A 16,232-nucleotide genomic window follows, 5' to 3' on the forward strand; every position below is an offset into this window, starting at 1 on the left:
TGCAAAAACTTGCAACAATGATAAACGATATTGTTTCTCAAGTGCGCCTTGTGGGGCGACTGGCGATCCTGTAGGGATGGCGAAATTCAGGAAGCCAGAAACGCAAAAACCCGCTTTCGCGGGTTTTTGTGAAATCCAAGGCCTGAACCTTGAATTTGAATTGGTGCCCAGAAGAAGACTCGAACTTCCACGACCGTAAGGTCACCAGCACCTGAAGCTGGCGTGTCTACCAATTTCACCATCTGGGCAATCATCGCAAGCGTTGCCGCTGTTGATGTGGCGCACTATACGGAGGCCTTTTTGATCTGTAAACCCCTGATTTGGTTTTAATAAATCAGTGTGAGCAAAAGCTTTCCCGCAAATGCACAAAACCCGCTTTCGCGGGTTTTGTGTGAGTGTTGAAACTGATCTAGTCTCAAACTCGAAATTGGTGCCCAGGAGAAGACTCGAACTTCCACGACCGTAAGGTCACCAGCACCTGAAGCTGGCGTGTCTACCAATTTCACCACCTGGGCATCATCGAAAGCGCTAGTGCGTCGTCGATGGCGCGCACTATACGGAGCGCCTTTTTAACTGTAAACCCCTGCCGCAGAAAAAACTGAATTTTTTTACCAGCGGCGTTCAAAACTGTGTCCGAGCGTCGATACAAGGCCCTGCACAGCCTTATAGAAGCGGAAATTTCCCGTTTCCCGGCGCCTATGCCAAACTAACCCGTATATAGACAAGGTGAAAACTCTCTAATGGCCGATTGGCAGTCCCTCGATCCCGAGGCCGCTCGTGAAGCGGAAAAATACGAAAACCCTATTCCCAGCCGCGAACTGATCCTGGCGCACCTCGCCGATCGGGGTTCGCCTGCTGCCCGCGAGCAACTGGTCGAAGAGTTTGGTCTGACCACGGAAGACCAGATCGAGGCCCTGCGCCGCCGCTTGCGCGCCATGGAGCGCGACGCTCAACTGATCTACACCCGCCGTGGCACTTACGCGCCGGTCGACAAGCTCGACCTGATCCTCGGCCGCATCAGCGGTCATCGTGACGGTTTCGGCTTCCTGGTGCCGGACGACGGCAGCGACGACCTGTTCATGAGCCCGGCGCAAATGCGTCTGGTATTCGACGGTGACCGTGCGCTGGCCCGGGTTTCCGGTCTCGACCGTCGTGGTCGCCGTGAAGGCGTGATCGTCGAAGTGGTGTCCCGCGCTCACGAAACCATCGTCGGCCGCTACTTCGAAGAAGGCGGCATCGGTTTCGTGGTTGCCGACAATCCGAAGATCCAGCAGGAAGTGCTGGTCACTCCGGGCCGCAACGCCAACGCGCAGATCGGTCAGTTCGTCGAAGTGAAAATCACCCACTGGCCAACGCCGCGCTTCCAGCCGCAAGGCGATGTGGTCGAAGTGGTCGGCAACTACATGGCGCCGGGCATGGAAATCGATGTTGCCCTGCGCACTTACGACATTCCGCACGTCTGGCCTGAAGCGGTTGTGAAAGAAGCCGCCAGGCTCAAGCCGGAAGTTGAAGAAAAAGACAAAGAGAAGCGCATCGACTTGCGCCATCTGCCGTTCGTCACCATCGACGGCGAAGATGCCCGCGACTTCGATGACGCGGTCTACTGCGAAGCCAAACCGGGCAAGCTGCGTCTGTTCTCCGGTGGCTGGAAGTTGTACGTGGCGATTGCCGACGTCTCCAGCTACGTGAAGATCGGCTCGGCGCTGGACAACGAAGCTCAGGTTCGCGGTAACTCGGTGTATTTCCCCGAGCGCGTGATTCCGATGCTGCCCGAGCAACTGTCCAACGGCCTGTGCTCGCTGAACCCGCGAGTCGATCGTCTGGCCATGGTTTGCGAGATGACCATCTCCAAGTCCGGCGAAATGACCGACTACTGCTTCTATGAAGCGGTGATCCATTCCCACGCTCGTCTGACCTATAACAAGGTCAGCGCGATGCTGGAAACGCCGAAGGCTACCGAAGCGCGCAAATTGCGCGGCGAGTACACCGACGTCGTGCCGCATCTCAAGCAGCTCTACGCCTTGTACAAGGTATTGCTGGCCGCCCGTCACGTGCGTGGCGCGATCGATTTCGAAACCCAGGAAACCCGGATCATCTTCGGCTCCGAGCGCAAGATCGCCGAAATCCGTCCGACCGTGCGCAACGATGCGCACAAGCTGATCGAGGAGTGCATGCTGGCCGCCAACGTGGCCACTGCCGAATTCCTCAAGAAGCACGAAATTCCTGCGCTGTATCGTGTTCACGCCGGTCCGCCGCCAGAGCGTCTGGAAAAACTGCGCGCGTTCCTCGGTGAGCTCGGCCTGTCGCTGCACAAAGGCAAGGACGGTCCGTCGCCGAAGGATTATCAGGCTTTGCTCGCGAGCATCAAGGATCGTCCGGATTTCCACCTGATCCAGACTGTGATGCTGCGCTCATTGAGCCAAGCGGTGTACAGCGCTGAAAACGACGGCCACTTCGGCCTGAATTACGAAGCCTACACCCACTTCACTTCGCCGATCCGTCGTTATCCGGACCTGCTCACGCACCGAGCGATCCGCAGCGTGATCCATTCGAAACAGGACACCCCGCACGTTCGTCGTGCCGGTGCGATGACCATTCCGAAAGCGCGCATCTATCCGTACGACGAAGCGGCGCTGGAGCAGCTTGGCGAGCAGTGCTCGATGAGCGAGCGCCGTGCCGACGAAGCGACCCGCGACGTGGTGAACTGGCTCAAGTGCGAGTTCATGAAGGATCGCGTTGGCGAATCGTTCCCGGGCGTGATCACCGCAGTGACCGGTTTTGGTCTGTTCGTCGAGCTGACCGATATCTACGTCGAAGGCCTGGTACACGTCACCGCATTGCCGGGCGATTACTACCACTTTGATCCTGTGCATCACCGCTTGGCGGGCGAGCGCACCGGTCGCAGTTTCCGTCTTGGCGACACCGTTGAAGTACGCGTCATGCGCGTCGACCTCGACGAGCGCAAGATTGACTTCGAGATGGCCGAGAAAACCATCAGCGCGCCGATTGGTCGCAAGAAACGTGGCACCGAAACCGCTGCGCCTGCTGCCAAGGCTGCGGAAGAAAAGGCTCCAGCGAAAACCGCCAGCCGTCGTCCGGCCAAGGAAAAGGTCGCCGAAGCCTATCGCCCGAGCGACGCCGTGGCGAAAAACGCCGAGCTGCGCAAAAGCCGTGAATTGAAGAAGGCCTTGCTGGCCGATGCGAAAAACGGTGGTAAAGCGGCGTCCGGGGGAAAGACCGGACGGTCGGCGCCTGACAGGGCGACCGACGGCAAGCCAGCCAAGCCGAGCAAACACCGTAAGGGCCCGCCAAAAGCGGGTTCCGCTCCAGCCAAAAGTGGCGGAGCGCGTAAACCGAAGGCGAAGTCATGAGTCAGTTGGAAAAAATCTACGGCGTTCATGCGGTAGAAGCGTTGCTGCGTCACCACCCCAAACGCGTCAAGCAGATCTGGCTGGCGGAAAGCCGCAACGATCCGCGCGTGCAGACGCTGGTCGAGCTGGCCAATGAAAACCGTGTTCAGGTCGGCCAGGCCGAGCGCCGCGAAATGGACGCCTGGGTTGAAGGCGTGCACCAGGGCGTGGTCGCGGAAGTCAGCCCGAGCCAGGTCTGGGGCGAGGCGATGCTCGACGAGTTGCTTGATCGTACCGAAGGCGCGCCGCTGTTGCTGGTGCTCGACGGTGTGACCGATCCGCACAACCTCGGCGCCTGCCTGCGCTCGGCCGATGCGGCCGGTGCGCTGGCGGTGATCGTGCCGAAGGACAAGTCGGCCACGCTGACCCCGGTGGTGCGTAAAGTTGCCTGCGGCGCCGCGGAAGTGATTCCGCTGGTGGCCGTGACCAACCTGGCGCGCACATTGGAAAAACTCCAGCAACGCGGTTTGTGGGTAGTCGGCACCGCAGGTGAAGCCGAGGTCAGCATTTATGACCAGGACCTCACCGGCCCGACCATCCTGATCATGGGCGCCGAAGGCAAAGGCATGCGCCGCCTGACCCGCGAGCATTGCGACTATCTGGTGAATCTGCCGATGGCCGGCAGCGTCAGCAGCCTCAACGTGTCGGTCGCCACTGGCGTGTGCCTGTTCGAAGCCCAGCGCCAGCGCGGTGCGAAGGCCAAGGCTGCCGCGAAGAAATAAGCTTCACGCAATCAACTGTGGGAGCGAGCCTGCTCGCGAAGAGGAGTGTCAGTCGACGTCATTGTTGCCTGACAGGCCGCATTCGCGAGCAGTCTCGCTCCCACATTCGTTTACGGTGTCTGGAAGATCGGTGGTTGTTCAAATAATCACCAATTGCCTTGCGCCCCCGCAGTCCCTTCTCTACAATTGCGCCCCTTGCTGTGACGGCAGGCACGCATGTGCCCCGCGCCAGCAAGTCCATAAGTGTCATTCACTCCTTGTCTGACCGTTTTTGAGCGGCAGGCTACAACCCGTAAGGAGCATTCATGCGTCATTACGAAATCATCTTTCTGGTCCACCCGGATCAGAGCGAGCAAGTCGGCGGCATGGTTGAGCGTTACACCAAGCTGATCGAAGAAGACGGCGGCAAAATCCACCGTCTGGAAGACTGGGGCCGTCGTCAACTGGCCTACGCAATCAACAATGTTCACAAGGCTCACTACGTGATGCTGAACGTTGAGTGCACTGGCAAGGCCCTGGCCGAGCTGGAAGACAACTTCCGCTACAACGATGCAGTGATCCGTAACCTGGTCATCCGTCGCGACGAAGCCGTTACCGGCCAGTCCGAGATGCTCAAGGCTGAAGAAAACCGCAGTGAGCGCCGTGAGCGTCGCGACCGTCCTGAGCACGAAGGCGCCGAAGGCACCGACAGTGATGACAGCGACAACAGCGATAACGCTGACGAGTAATCCACGGACCTTATTAAGGAGCCTATCAAATGGCACGTTTCTTCCGTCGTCGTAAATTCTGCCGCTTCACCGCTGAAGACGTGAAAGAGATCGATTACAAAGATCTCAACACTCTGAAAGCCTACGTATCCGAGACCGGCAAAATCGTTCCAAGCCGCATCACCGGTACCAAAGCTCGTTATCAGCGTCAGCTGGCCACCGCTATCAAGCGCGCCCGCTTCCTGGCCCTGCTGGCCTACACCGACAGCCACGGCCGCTGAGACCGGGCAGTCGACAAGTAGCAAAGGATTGAATGCATGCGCGCCTTAGCTGAGTTCATCATGCGAGGCCGAATGCAGGCCACTCTCGTGGTGGCCGGATGTGCAACATTGCCGTTGTTGTATTGGTTGGGTGCTGCCGCCGGGAGCCTTGTGCTGCTGCGGCGCGGATTGACGGACGCCCTTGGCGTTCTGTCACTGGGACTGCTGCCGGCATTGATCTGGTGGCTGTATGCCGATGACCCACGGGCACTTCTGGTGCTGCTGGGGTCTTCGGGGCTTGCGTTGGTTTTGCGCGCAAGCGAATCCTGGGTCCGCACGCTGCTGGTCAGCGTAGTGATCGGAGTGGTGTTTTCGGTGGTGCTCGGGGTCGCTTTTGCGGCCCAGATCGAGATGCTTGCACAGGCCCTCATAAAGGTCATGCCGGCGCTTCTTGGTGAGACTTACAAGCAATTGTCGGTCGATGAGCAAGCGCGTTTCGCGTCCCTGATTGCACCGGTCCTGACCGGACTGATTGCGGCCTTGTTGCAGATCGTCAGCGTGCTGAGTCTGATTGTCGGGCGGCATTGGCAGGCGTTGTTGTACAACCCGGGTGGTTTCGGTCGCGAGTTTCGCGCCATCCGCATCCCGCTGGGGCCGGCGATGTTACTGCTGGCGTTGATGCTTCTGGGCCCGAATCTCGGTGCACAGATGGCTATGTTGACGCCGTTGTGCAGTGTACCGCTGGTGTTCGCCGGGCTGGCCCTGATTCACGGGCTGGTCGGGCAGAAGCGACTGGCCGGTTTCTGGCTGGTGGGGTTGTACGTCACGCTGCTGTTGTTCATGCAGCTGATCTATCCGTTGCTCGTGGTTCTGGCCATTGTCGACAGCCTGATTGATTTTCGCGGTCGTCACGTGTCGAAAGACACCGACAGCGCGAACGGTGAAGGTTAAAAGTTAGAGGATTTTCACATGCAACTGATCCTTCTGGAAAAAATCGCCAACCTGGGCAACCTGGGCGACAAAGTAAACGTTAAGGCCGGTTACGGCCGTAACTACCTGCTGCCTTTCGGCAAGGCTACCGCTGCGACCGCTGCCAACCTGGCTGCGTTCGAAGAGCGTCGCGCCGAGCTGGAAAAAGCTGCCGCAGACCGTAAGGCATCGGCTGAAAGCCGTGCTGCCCAACTGGCCGAGCTGGAAGTGACCATCACTGCCACCGCTGGCGACGAAGGCAAGCTGTTCGGTTCGATCGGTACTCACGACATCGCTGATGCACTGACCGCTTCGGGCGTTGAAGTGCAGAAGAGCGAAGTTCGTCTGCCGAACGGCACCATCCGCAACGTAGGTGAATTCGACGTGGCCGTGCACCTGCACGCCGAAGTTGAAGCCACCGTACGCGTTGTCGTGGTAGCAGCTTAAGCAACACGGATCGGCTGGCGGCTTGTCCGCCAGGCGGTTAACATCGGGCACGATCCTGTTTACAGGTCGTGCCCTTTGTCTTTCTGAATTCCCTGCTTTTCACTAATACTCAAGTGGCCATGAACGATATCTCCGCTCCCGAGCAATACGATCTGCAAACCGCTGCCCTGAAGGTGCCGCCGCATTCCATCGAGGCCGAACAGGCCGTACTCGGTGGTCTGATGCTGGACAACAACGCCTGGGAACGCGTGCTTGATCAAGTCTCCGACGGCGATTTCTACCGACATGACCACCGCCTGATTTTCCGCGCGATCGCCAAACTGGCCGATCAGAACTCGCCGATCGACGTCGTGACCCTTGCCGAGCAATTGGACAAGGAAGGCCAGACGTCGCAAGTTGGCGGCCTCGGTTATCTTGGCGAACTGGCGAAAAACACGCCTTCCGTCGCCAACATCAAGGCCTATGCGCAGATCGTCCGCCAGCGCGCGACGTTGCGCCAATTGATCGGCATCAGCACCGAGATTGCCGACAGCGCCTTCAACCCGGAAGGTCGCACCGCTGAAGAAATCCTCGATGAAGCCGAACGGCAGATCTTCCAGATCGCCGAAGCGCGGCCCAAGACCGGCGGCCCGGTCGGCGTCAATGAGCTGCTGACCAAGGCCATCGACCGCATCGACACGTTGTTCAACACCGCCGACGCGATTACCGGTCTGTCTACGGGTTACACCGACCTCGACGAGAAGACCAGCGGCTTGCAGCCGTCCGACCTGATCATTGTCGCCGGCCGACCTTCGATGGGTAAAACCACCTTCGCGATGAACCTGGTGGAAAACGCCGTGTTGCGCAGCGAGAAGGCTGTCCTGGTTTACTCCCTCGAGATGCCAGGCGAATCGCTGATCATGCGTATGTTGTCCTCGCTCGGCCGTATCGACCAGACCAAGGTCCGTTCCGGCCAACTCGAAGACGACGACTGGCCGCGTCTGACTTCTGCAGTCAACCTGCTCAACGACCGCAAACTGTTCATCGATGACACCGCCGGTATCAGCCCCTCGGAAATGCGCGCGCGGACCCGGCGTCTGGTGCGTGAGCATGGCGAGGTGGGCTTGATCATGATCGACTACTTGCAGTTGATGCAGATTCCTGGTTCCAGTGGTGACAACCGCACCAACGAGATTTCCGAGATCTCGCGATCCCTGAAAGCCCTGGCCAAGGAATTCAACTGTCCGGTAGTGGCGCTGTCGCAGCTCAACCGTTCCCTCGAACAGCGCCCGAACAAGCGCCCGGTGAACTCCGACTTGCGGGAATCCGGAGCGATCGAGCAGGACGCCGACGTGATCATGTTCGTTTACCGCGACGAGGTGTATCACCCGGAAACCGAGCACAAGGGCATCGCCGAAATCATCATCGGCAAGCAGCGTAACGGCCCGATCGGGTTCATCCGGCTGGCGTTCATCGGTAAATACACGCGCTTCGAAAACCTCGCACCGGGCAGTTACAACTTCGACGACGACGAATGACAGCAGGCCGGTTCAACCGGTCTGCTGGAGCGCTCAATCTCAGTCGGCCTGAACTGGCGCCTCGACGGGCTCGCCTGGTTGCAGTTCTTGTCGAGTCAGTGTCTGAATCAGCGTCGCTTCGCTGATTGCCAATTGTGCGGTGACATCATTGGTTTGAGTATCGTAGTCAGTCTGCGGCAGTACTTTTTTTGCAAACTGCTCGTCCAGTGCGGCCTGTTTCTGCTGATAAGGCTGACGAGCCGCGTCGAACTGCGTTGAATGTTTATGTGTGATGAAGTCCTGCCAGAAGTCTGTTGCCAACAACGCCTGGACCTCTTCAGGCGAGTTGTCCTGCGTGACAACTTTTCGATACGCCACATCGAGCATCGCCGGCGTGACGCCAGCCATGCCGATGAACGACAGCGTCTGCGGTTGAAACGGCAGTTGCAGCCGATCCTTGAGACCGAAGCGGTACGCCATGGTCATCTCGTGCGGGTCGCGTATGCGCAGGCGATGGATGTTTCGCTCGCTCGCTGATGCCAACGGATCGTTGGCGACAGCCCTGCTGGTCGTTACCTGTGCCGCCGCAATGTCATCGACTTGCTTGAGTCGAAACAAACCTTTGGACAATTCCACCAATGGAGCGCCATTGCCATCCACACGGGCTTGCACGCGCGCCTTATGAGTCATGGCCAGCACTTGCAAGTCGGTGAAAGTGGCAGCCGCCAGGTCAGTGCAGCCCGCCTCGCAGGCGCGGTCGAAGATTTCTCGGCGCAAAGCTCGGGATGACCGATTGTTGGCGCTGATGACGTCGACGACTTCCCAGGCCTGTCGCCTGAAGTCCGCGTGGTGAGCGAGACCATTGAGAATGTTGAAAAAACCGTCCGAGCCGTCCTGTGCCCTTAAACCGTTCAGTTGCGCGAGTCGAGTCGATGCCTGATCTGACGACATACCGGCGAACCATTGTGGGTGAAATGCTTCGGGGGCTATGACGGGCAGCTGTATGCGAACATCGGGGCGTGCAGTCGTCAGCAGGTTCCAGCGACGCTGGAGCGGGGTGCCGGCGGCGTTCAGTCGCTCGCGATAGAGGCGTAGCCGATCGTGAGTGGCCTCCGTCAGCGGGTTATTGTTGATCTGTGTGCCGCTATTGACCTGTACAGAGTGCGCCAGCCGGTCGGCTGGCGGATTGATGAGAAAGTCCGGAAGTGTAGTGAGCTGGTTGTTGCTCAACGTGATCTTGCCCAGTCGCGGTTGATCGAAAAGTCCTGTGGGCCAACTTTCTATTCCCGTGTTCGACAGATCGACTTCGCGAATGTCCGGAATCCGACTGAAATCCGGGACCACGCCCAGTCGCGGATTGTCTTGCAGCCACAAAGCTCTGAGTGTCGTGCGCCCGGCCAGTATCTGCGCCGTTTCGGCGGTCAGTTCGAGTTGGTTGCCCTGCAGGAACAACCGCGTCATGCCGTGCATTTCTCCCACGGCGGGCGGCAATTCCCTGAGCCGGTTTTTCGCCATGTTCAGCCAGCGCACATGGCGGAAGCGCGTGAGAAAGCCCTCCGGCGATTCGGTGAGGTTCATGTTGTCCAGTTTGAGCGAACCGACATGGCTGAAGTCGATGCTCAGGTCCGGCAGAGTCGGCAACGTCAGGCCGCTCAGGTCTAGTTCCTGACCAATCTCGCTGCCGTCGTTCGCGTGTTTCTGAGGCGTGTCCTGGCGCCAGCAACGGATTATTCGTTCGCGTGCTTCGTTGCGGTCATTGCGGGTCTGCTGGTTGATTTGCAACTGGTTGGCGCGAATGTAGCGCTGGCGGTTATTGCCACCCGAAAACACCCAGTCATCCAGTTGGCTCTTCAGTAAGGCAAACTCTTGCTCCAGTGCCAGAAGCCGGGGCGCAACAGTGGCCTTGTCGTGGTTCCAGATGAATTCCCGGCAGGCCTTGATGCTTTTGCCAGGAAAAAGTCTGCGATAGCGTTGTGCGCGCGAGTTATCGCTGTCGAATGCGTCAGGAGGGGCCAGAGCCATCAACTCACCGTGCCGTTCGTTGAGTTTTCGCCAGTAGCGGTCGAACTTCCTCCAGTAAGCGGAAGGGAAGTCGTTGCCCTCAAGAAAAATGCAGTTATTGATGCGCGCGACCACGGCCAATTGATCGTCTGTCGGGAAGATGTGGGCGTCGGGGACCTTGCGCAATTTATTGTTGCGCAGGTCGAGGCTGGTCAAGGTGGTCTTGTCAGTCAGGCCGGAGGGCCATTCACTGATACCGGTGTTTTCCAACGAAAGTCTCCGCAACCCGGACATCGCGCTGAAATCCGGCAGTACCCCGAGCGGGTTGTTCGACAGGTTGATGGTGGTCAGCTGATGCAATGCACTCAGTGCACCTGCGCTGTTCTCATCAAGTTTTATCCGGTTTGAATTCAGGTCGAGAAAGGAGAGCCGGCTCATCTCGCCGATGCTTGTGGGCACTTTCTCCAGACCGGAACCGGTAATGACGAGCATTTCCAGGTTGGGCAAATGCGACAGGAACGTGTCGGCGGTGTCGGACCAGACGGCATCACCGAGACTGAGAAATTTCAATTGACTGAAGTCAGCTGTCAGCGACGGTAGCGGTCCGTTCATGGAGGGCAGCGTGAGCAAGGTCGACTCCTGGAGCCAGCAGTCCTTGATGATCCTGGCGACGCGTTCTGCCTGGAGCTTTTCCGGTCCGGCGACGCTCGATGTGCCCGGTTGGCTGTCGGCGACGTAGGCTTGCAGTTGTGCTTCCAGCACTTCGAACTCCTCGAAACGCCGGCGCACTAAGGCTTCCGCGCCATCCCCCAGACCGATCAGGTATTCCCGTGCCGTCTGCCGGTTTTTATCCGGATACATCCGCAACACCATGGCTATTTCGGGGATGTCGCCATCAATCCGGAACGCACCGCTGCGTCCGTCGGTGAGGGCCGGATACTCGGCAGTGACTCGCTGCCAGTAGGCTTCCAGCAATCGCCAGGAGCCGCTGGCAAATGGGTTGCCTTCGATGAGGGTGACGCGGTTGATGTTGGCGATGGCAAGCAACTGATCATTCGCCGGGTTAATGATTGTCTGCGGAATTTCGCTCAATCGGTTGTCACGCAGATCGACCAGTTCCATTGTCAGCTGATGCTGCAACCCGGTCGGCCACTGATCCAGCTGTGTATTGCGCAGACCCACGGTCTTGAGCCGCAACATGCCACTGAAATCCGGAGTCCGGCCCAGCGGGTTGTCCGACAGATCGAGGTGTTCGAGTTGGCTGAGCGACGCCAGATGGCTGGAGGTTTGATCGTCGAGTTCGATGCGGTTCGCTCGCAGGTCAAGATGCGTGAGGTCCGGCATCTGCCCGAGGCTCACAGGCAGTTTGGCGAGCGTCGAGGCGTCGATTCTCAGGCTCTCGATGCGGGTGAAATTATTGAGGAAGATTTCGGCGCCATCCGACCAGCCGACCGCCTGCAAGTGCAGCGTGCGCACATGGCTGAAATCTGCCGTGAGCGCAGCCATGCTGGCGTCGCCAAGATTCAGTTTCAGGGTTGGTCCGGTTTGCCGTTTCCAGCATCGCTTCAGTTCCTGTGCAGCAAGCTCCACCCAGGGATGAATGGCCCCGTTTGAGAGTTCGGTATTTTTCAGCCAGGCCGCGAGCTCAAGCTTGAGGGTCTTGTACTCGGTTTCCAGGCGAGTCAGAAAACCTTGTACATCGTCGCCCTGGGTACTCAGCAATGTGCGGATTTCTTCACTGTCGAGAGAGGGATAAAGTTTTCGCAGTCGCGATTGTGGCGTGCGCATTCGGTTGATCGCGGCATTCAGCCGTTCGCGCAAGCCAGGCGAAACAGGTTGGGCGGGACTGCCGCGCTGCATTCCGCCGGCCCCGCCGACCACAATGCCCCGCCAGCCCTTTTGGGCATCGAAGACAACAGGCTCCGAGCGACCCGGACGCGTAGCACTGTAGAGATTGTCTATGTCAGCGGCGACCGGATCGCCAGGGCGGACGATGCGCATTACCTCGGCCAGAGGCGTCGAGGCGTCGGGATCGTGCAATACCTGATAGCTCTGATCGTCGACCACCGCATAGAGCTTGCCGTCATGGCGATGCAGACCGTCGCTGTCGCGTATGGAGGTGCTGAAGTTCAGCGGGGTGCGAAAGGCTTCCAGGCGCATCGTCGAGAGCGCGAACGTGTCTGGCTGCGAATGCTCCACTGCGTGCCACAGTTCGCCCTCGGGGTCGCGCAGCATCAGCGGACCGGAGGGCATCGATTCGCTCGCCAGCCGGGCCCGCCAGAGGCCGCTCTGTGAATCCTTGCCGACTTGCACGAAGCCGCCATCGGCCATTTCCACGTACTCGCGACCCTTGAAAGTTCTTAGTCCTTCGACGTCAGCAGTAGGCAGACTGATCGTCGTGGTCAATCGATAATCGTCCAGAGGCCGGGTGACAGCATCGCTGGTATCGAGCATCGAAGAAGTGGAATGCACCGTGACGATGGGGGCAGGGGTGATCGCATCGGGATCGGTACTGCCCGTGGGGCTGGCCGGTCGCAGTTGTGGTCCGATCGACAAAGTGGTTTCGAAGCCCGGACGCAACGTCAAGTCGGGACGCAAGCGTGGCAGATCCACTGACGGATCCGGCCGCAGATGGACGTTGACGGTAGTGGTCCCTTTAGGGGGTGTTTTGATTGGCATGTCTTACGTTCCTTGTAGAGATTGCCTGGCATCATTGCCTGAGGGTGTCACTGAGGGGCAGATGTCGCATTGCCCGCCAGGTCAAACAGTCATGTATGGCCTGATAGGCATGGTTGTGGATGGACAGGTACAGCCGACCATCGTGGCGAAACAGTCCCTCAGCGTCGGGTTTCGCGTCGGTGAAGTCCAGATCTGTCCGCAAGGCCTGAAGACTGGGGTCGAACGAGGCGACGGCGTCACCGTCGTTGAGCGAGTGCCACAGCCCGCTGTCAGGGTCGCGCAGCATTAACGGGCCCGAGGCATGGCGCTCGGCGGCGAGTCGGGCGCGGTAGAGGCCGGACTGTGAATCCACGCTGACCATCACAATGCCGCCTTGCGCCGTATCGACGTATTCGCGCCCTCTGTGAATTAGCAGACCGTCGTCATTGGCCGGCGGCAAATGACCAGAGCGTGGCAGCAGATAGCGATCCAGCGTTGATCCTGCGGCACCGATGTCTGCGAGGGTCGAGGCCCCTTGCGTTATGACGACGGTTGAAGGTCTTGGCGTTTTCCGAGCGGTCGCACCGGCGATGCTGACCGGCCGTAGCCGAGAATCGGCAGCATCAGGCGCCTGACGTGCTGCGTTTCCGGTATTGCCCGGATGCGATGAATCACGGCTGGTGGAAGTGTTCGCTCTAGTGGTGCCCTTGACGGGCTTTTTGGGTGACATGGCTTCTTCCTTGAAGGTTTATCACATCTGCCGGCACAGGCGCCGGACTGGTAAATATCGAATTGGGACGATGCTGGTCCGCCTGTTGGGGGTCATCGGGCATGCGTAACGCGGGCCGCAAGAGAAACCGACCATTGCCGTCGGAATTGGTTAAATTTTGTGCTATATTCCGCGCCCGCGATTTTTCACTTCAACACCGGTCGTCGACATGCAAGCAGCCAAGCCGTTATTTGACTATCCAAAATATTGGGCCGAATGTTTCGGGCCAGCGCCATTCCTGCCGATGAGCAGGGAGGAGATGGATCAGCTTGGCTGGGATTCGTGCGACATCATCATTGTTACCGGTGATGCCTACGTCGATCACCCGTCGTTCGGCATGGCGATCATCGGCCGGCTGCTGGAGTCGCAAGGCTTCCGCGTCGGGATCATCGCGCAGCCGAACTGGCAGTCCAAAGACGACTTCATGAAGCTCGGCGAGCCGAACCTGTTCTTCGGCGTCGCGGCGGGCAACATGGACTCGATGATCAACCGCTACACCGCGGACAAGAAAATCCGTTCCGATGACGCATACACCCCCGGCGGCATGGCCGGCAAGCGCCCGGATCGCGCCAGTCTGGTCTACAGCCAGCGCTGCAAGGAAGCCTACAAGCACGTGCCGATCGTGCTCGGCGGCATCGAAGCCTCGCTGCGCCGCATCGCCCACTACGACTATTGGCAGGATCGCGTGCGCAACTCGATCCTGATCGACGCCAGCGCCGACATTCTGCTGTACGGCAACGCCGAGCGCGCCATTGTCGAAGTTGCCCAGCGCCTGTCGTGGGGCCACAAGATCGAAGACATCACCGATGTGCGCGGCACCGCGTTCATCCGTCGCGATACGCCGCAGGGCTGGTACGAAGTCGACTCGACGCGCATCGACCGTCCGGGCAAGGTCGACAAGATCATCAACCCGTACGTGAATACCCAGGACACTCAGGCCTGCGCCATCGAGCAGGAAAAAGGCCCGGTCGAAGACCCGCAGGAAGCCAAGGTGGTGCAGATCCTCGCCAGCCCGCGCATGACCCGCGACAAGACCGTGATCCGCCTGCCGTCGATGGAGAAGGTGCGTAACGATCCCGTTCTGTACGCCCACGCCAACCGCGTGTTGCACCTGGAAACCAACCCGGGCAACGCCCGTGCGCTGGTGCAGAAGCATGGCGAGCTCGATGTCTGGTTCAACCCGCCGCCGATTCCGATGACCACCGAAGAAATGGACTACGTGTTCGGCATGCCTTACGCCCGTGTGCCGCACCCGGCGTACGGCAAGGAGAAGATCCCGGCGTACGACATGATCCGTTTCTCGGTGAACATCATGCGTGGCTGCTTTGGTGGCTGCACCTTCTGCTCGATCACCGAGCACGAAGGCCGCATCATCCAGAACCGTTCCGAAGAGTCGATCATTCGCGAAATCGAAGAGATCCGCGATAAGGTCCCAGGCTTCACCGGGGTCATTTCCGACCTCGGCGGCCCGACTGCAAACATGTACCGCATCGCCTGCAAGAGCCCGGGAATCGAATCCGCCTGCCGCAAGCCGTCGTGCGTGTTCCCCGGTATCTGCCCGAACCTGAACACCGACCACTCGTCGCTGATTCAGCTGTATCGCAGCGCCCGTGCCCTGCCGGGTGTGAAGAAGATTCTGATCGCCTCCGGTTTGCGTTACGACCTCGCCGTGGAGTCGCCGGAGTACGTCAAGGAGCTGGTGACACACCACGTCGGCGGTTACCTGAAGATCGCCCCGGAACACACCGAGGAAGGTCCGCTCAACCAGATGATGAAACCGGGCATCGGCAGCTATGACAAGTTCAAGCGCATGTTCGAGAAGTACACCAAGGAAGCGGGCAAGGAGCAGTACCTGATTCCTTACTTCATCGCCGCCCACCCGGGCACTACCGACGAAGACATGATGAACCTTGCTCTGTGGCTCAAGGGCAATGGCTTCCGCGCCGACCAGGTACAGGCGTTCTACCCGTCGCCGATGGCCACCGCTACGGCGATGTACCACTCGGGCAAGAACCCGCTGCGCAAGGTGACGTACAAGAGCGACGGCGTGACCATCGTCAAGAGCGAAGATCAGCGTCGTCTGCACAAGGCGTTCCTGCGTTATCACGACCCGAAAGGCTGGCCGATGCTGCGTGAAGCGCTGATCCGCATGGGCCGCGCCGATCTGATCGGGCCGGGCAAGGATCAGTTGATCCCGGCGCATCAGCCGGCCACCGACAGCTACCAGAGCGCCCGTCGCAAGAACTCGACGCCGGCCGGCAGCCACAAGGTCGCCAAAGAGAAGACCACCAAGATTCTCACCCAGCACACCGGTCTGCCGCCGCGTGCCAGTGATGGCGGTAATCCGTGGGACAAGCGTGAACAGGCCAAGGCTGCGGCATTCGCCCGCAACCAGCAGGCGGCCAAGGAGCGCAAGGATGCGGCCAAAGGCAAAGGGCCGAAGCCGACGCGCAAGCCGGTCGTGCCGCGTTAAACACTGCTTGAGCTGAACAGAGCGCCAACCTTCGGGTTGGCGTTTTGCTGATCGTTCCCACGCTCCGCGTGGGAATGCCTCTCGGACGCTCCGCGTTCCAGCCGTTGCTCGCAGTATTGTCGAACATGGTTGTGACGCGGAGCGTCACGGGCTGCATTCCCACGCAGAGCGTGGGAACGATCAAGTTGTTGCCGCTGGCCTCTTCGCGAGCAGACTCGCTCCCACAGAGGAACGCATTGCACATGTGGGAGCGAGCCTGCTCGCGAAAGCATCCGATCAAACACAGCAAGAATCAGCGTCCGCAACATTTGCGTGCAACT

General features: G+C 59.4%; 10 protein-coding genes and 2 tRNA genes. 8 read left to right on the forward strand and 4 right to left on the reverse strand.

The annotated features are described in order from the left end of the window. Positions 1 to 161: 161 nt before the first annotated feature. Together OC605_RS18745 and OC605_RS18750 are read right to left on the reverse strand one after the other, a co-directional pair. Positions 162 to 248: transfer RNA gene (locus tag OC605_RS18745), tRNA-Leu, on the reverse strand. Positions 249 to 428: 180 nt separating this feature from the next. Further along, a tRNA-Leu gene (locus tag OC605_RS18750) sits at positions 429 to 515 on the reverse strand. A 225-nt stretch (positions 516 to 740) separates the two neighbouring features. On the opposite strand from OC605_RS18750, the gene rnr reads away from it, so the two are divergent. The 7 genes from rnr (at position 741) to dnaB (ending at position 8,032) form a co-directional block, all read left to right on the forward strand. Then, positions 741 to 3,371: a ribonuclease R gene (gene rnr, locus OC605_RS18755; protein WP_262138750.1), complete on the forward strand. Its 2,631-nt coding sequence runs from the start codon at positions 741 to 743 to the stop codon at positions 3,369 to 3,371. Beyond that, positions 3,368 to 4,132 carry a 23S rRNA (guanosine(2251)-2'-O)-methyltransferase RlmB gene (gene rlmB, locus OC605_RS18760; RefSeq protein ID WP_024011372.1) on the forward strand — a complete coding sequence of 255 codons (765 nt, stop codon included), beginning with the start codon at positions 3,368 to 3,370 and terminating at the stop codon, positions 4,130 to 4,132. The genes rnr and rlmB overlap by 4 nt, the downstream gene beginning before the upstream one ends. Positions 4,133 to 4,437: 305 nt before the next feature. Beyond that, entirely contained in the window at positions 4,438 to 4,860 is a 423-nt protein-coding gene (gene rpsF, locus OC605_RS18765) for a 30S ribosomal protein S6 (RefSeq protein WP_016771938.1), read from the forward strand. Between the two features lie 29 nt (positions 4,861 to 4,889). Then, complete coding sequence (rpsR, locus tag OC605_RS18770; protein ID WP_002551829.1) at positions 4,890 to 5,120, forward strand: 30S ribosomal protein S18; 231 nt, start codon at positions 4,890 to 4,892, stop codon at positions 5,118 to 5,120. 36 nt (positions 5,121 to 5,156) lie between these two features. Further along, positions 5,157 to 6,050, forward strand: a complete 894-nt coding sequence (locus OC605_RS18775) for a hypothetical protein (protein WP_016771937.1) — start codon at positions 5,157 to 5,159, stop codon at positions 6,048 to 6,050. Positions 6,051 to 6,068: 18 nt separating this feature from the next. Beyond that, the gene (rplI, locus tag OC605_RS18780) at positions 6,069 to 6,515 is read left to right on the forward strand and encodes a 50S ribosomal protein L9 (protein WP_003221136.1); all 447 of its coding nucleotides are present in this window, start codon (positions 6,069 to 6,071) and stop codon (positions 6,513 to 6,515) included. A 119-nt stretch (positions 6,516 to 6,634) separates the two neighbouring features. After that, the gene (dnaB, locus tag OC605_RS18785; protein ID WP_039756905.1) at positions 6,635 to 8,032 is read left to right on the forward strand and encodes a replicative DNA helicase; all 1,398 of its coding nucleotides are present in this window, start codon (positions 6,635 to 6,637) and stop codon (positions 8,030 to 8,032) included. A 39-nt stretch (positions 8,033 to 8,071) separates the two neighbouring features. Here dnaB and OC605_RS18790 read toward each other — a convergent pair whose 3' ends face one another. Continuing rightward, the gene (locus OC605_RS18790; protein WP_262138751.1) at positions 8,072 to 12,691 is read right to left on the reverse strand and encodes an NEL-type E3 ubiquitin ligase domain-containing protein; all 4,620 of its coding nucleotides are present in this window, start codon (positions 12,689 to 12,691) and stop codon (positions 8,072 to 8,074) included. Positions 12,692 to 12,722: 31 nt separating this feature from the next. Next, positions 12,723 to 13,400, reverse strand: coding sequence for a hypothetical protein (locus OC605_RS18795; RefSeq protein WP_262138753.1), 678 nt, complete (start codon positions 13,398 to 13,400; stop codon positions 12,723 to 12,725). Between the two features lie 208 nt (positions 13,401 to 13,608). Between OC605_RS18795 and OC605_RS18800 the strand changes: the two genes are divergently transcribed. Beyond that, positions 13,609 to 15,912 carry a YgiQ family radical SAM protein gene (locus OC605_RS18800; protein WP_262138755.1) on the forward strand — a complete coding sequence of 768 codons (2,304 nt, stop codon included), beginning with the start codon at positions 13,609 to 13,611 and terminating at the stop codon, positions 15,910 to 15,912. The last annotated feature ends 320 nt before the right edge of the window (positions 15,913 to 16,232 follow it).

The sequence above is a fragment of the Pseudomonas sp. Marseille-Q5117 genome, assembly GCF_946901175.1.
Taxonomy (GTDB): Bacteria; Pseudomonadota; Gammaproteobacteria; order Pseudomonadales; family Pseudomonadaceae; genus Aquipseudomonas; species Aquipseudomonas iranensis.